At 55.1% G+C, this 1335-nt stretch carries 1 protein-coding gene; it reads left to right on the forward strand.

Translation table 11 applies throughout. The features are described from left to right. Window positions 1–221 precede the first annotated feature (221 nt). The gene (gene ada, locus AAAB16_RS26100; protein ID WP_340665986.1) at window positions 222–1289 is read left to right on the forward strand and encodes a bifunctional DNA-binding transcriptional regulator/O6-methylguanine-DNA methyltransferase Ada; all 1068 of its coding nucleotides are present in this window, start codon (window positions 222–224) and stop codon (window positions 1287–1289) included. The last annotated feature ends 46 nt before the right edge of the window (window positions 1290–1335 follow it).

Here is a 1335-nt window from a genome sequence, read left to right on the forward strand (position 1 = left end):
AAACGACGCATCGCCGATGGTAGTGTGGGGTCTCCCCATGTGAGAGTAGGTCATCGTCAAGCTTAAATTCCAAACCCCCTACTCGTGAAAACGGGTAGGGGGTTTGTTTTTGGGCGTAGAAAAGTTAGAGCGCGACTGCGACGATTGGAAAGCAAGATTCGGCAGGTATCGCTATCGCTCTGCTGTTACCGTAAAGCCAGCCTAATGTCTGAGCTACGCCGATGACTTCATCACAAGCCCGCAGCGCCGAAACACTCAACGACCCTCGTTGGCCTGCCGTTCTGCATCGGGATAAGTCTGCGGATGGGCAGTTCGTTTATTCGGTGAAAAGCACTGGCGTTTATTGCCGGCCTTCATGCTCGTCGCGCCAGGCCAGGCCGGAAAATGTGCAGTTTCACCAGACTTGCCTGGCTGCGGAGCAAGCTGGTTTCCGCCCTTGTTTACGCTGTAAGCCCAATCAAGCTGCTTTAGCGGATCAACAACGTCTGCTGGTCGAGCAGGCTTGCCACTTGATAGCGCATGCGGAAACTCCGTTGTCGTTAGAGCAATTGGCAGCGCAAGTCGGCCTCAGCCCGTATTACTTCCACCGCATGTTTAAAGCAGTCACCGGACTTACGCCGAAAAGCTATGCCAATGCACAGCGCGCTACACGTGTGCGTAACCAGCTACAGCAGGGGGAGACCGTCACCAATGCTCTATACGACGCCGGCTTCAACTCCAGTGGCCGCTTCTACACAGTGGCTGACAAACTGCTGGGTATGACGCCTCGCGCCTACAAAGATGGCGGCACCAACGTCCGTATTAGCTATGCCATCGGTAGATGTTCCTTGGGAGCCCTTTTAGTTGCGCAGAGTGAACGTGGGTTCTGCGCGATTCTCTTCGGTGAAGATGCTCAAGCATTGGAAACCGACCTTATAAGTCGCTTCCCTCGCGCTGCAATCGAACCGGCAGACAATGCTTTTGCCCGGGTCCTGGCCCAGGTGATCCAGTTTGTCGAAGCGCCTGCACAGGGTCTGGACCTGCCTCTAGATATCCGCGGAACCGTTTTTCAGCAGCGTGTGTGGCAAGCACTACAGGCAATACCTGTCGGTCAAACCGCCAGTTATCGCGATATCGCTGAACGTATCGGTTCGCCTCGGGCCGTGCGCGCTGTCGCCGGTGCATGTGCAGCGAATACGTTGGCAGTCGCTGTGCCATGTCACAGAGTGGTGCGCAATGATGGCGGGCTTTCGGGTTATCGATGGGGCGTTGAGCGTAAGGCGAAACTGTTGGAAAAAGAGCGCGAATAGCGTTTTTTTCAGCACTCTTGCAGCTGTCAAAAAATCGTTTCAGTGC

Origin of the sequence: Pseudomonas sp., from assembly GCF_037994325.1 — a bacterium.
GTDB lineage: Bacteria > Pseudomonadota > Gammaproteobacteria > Pseudomonadales > Pseudomonadaceae > Aquipseudomonas.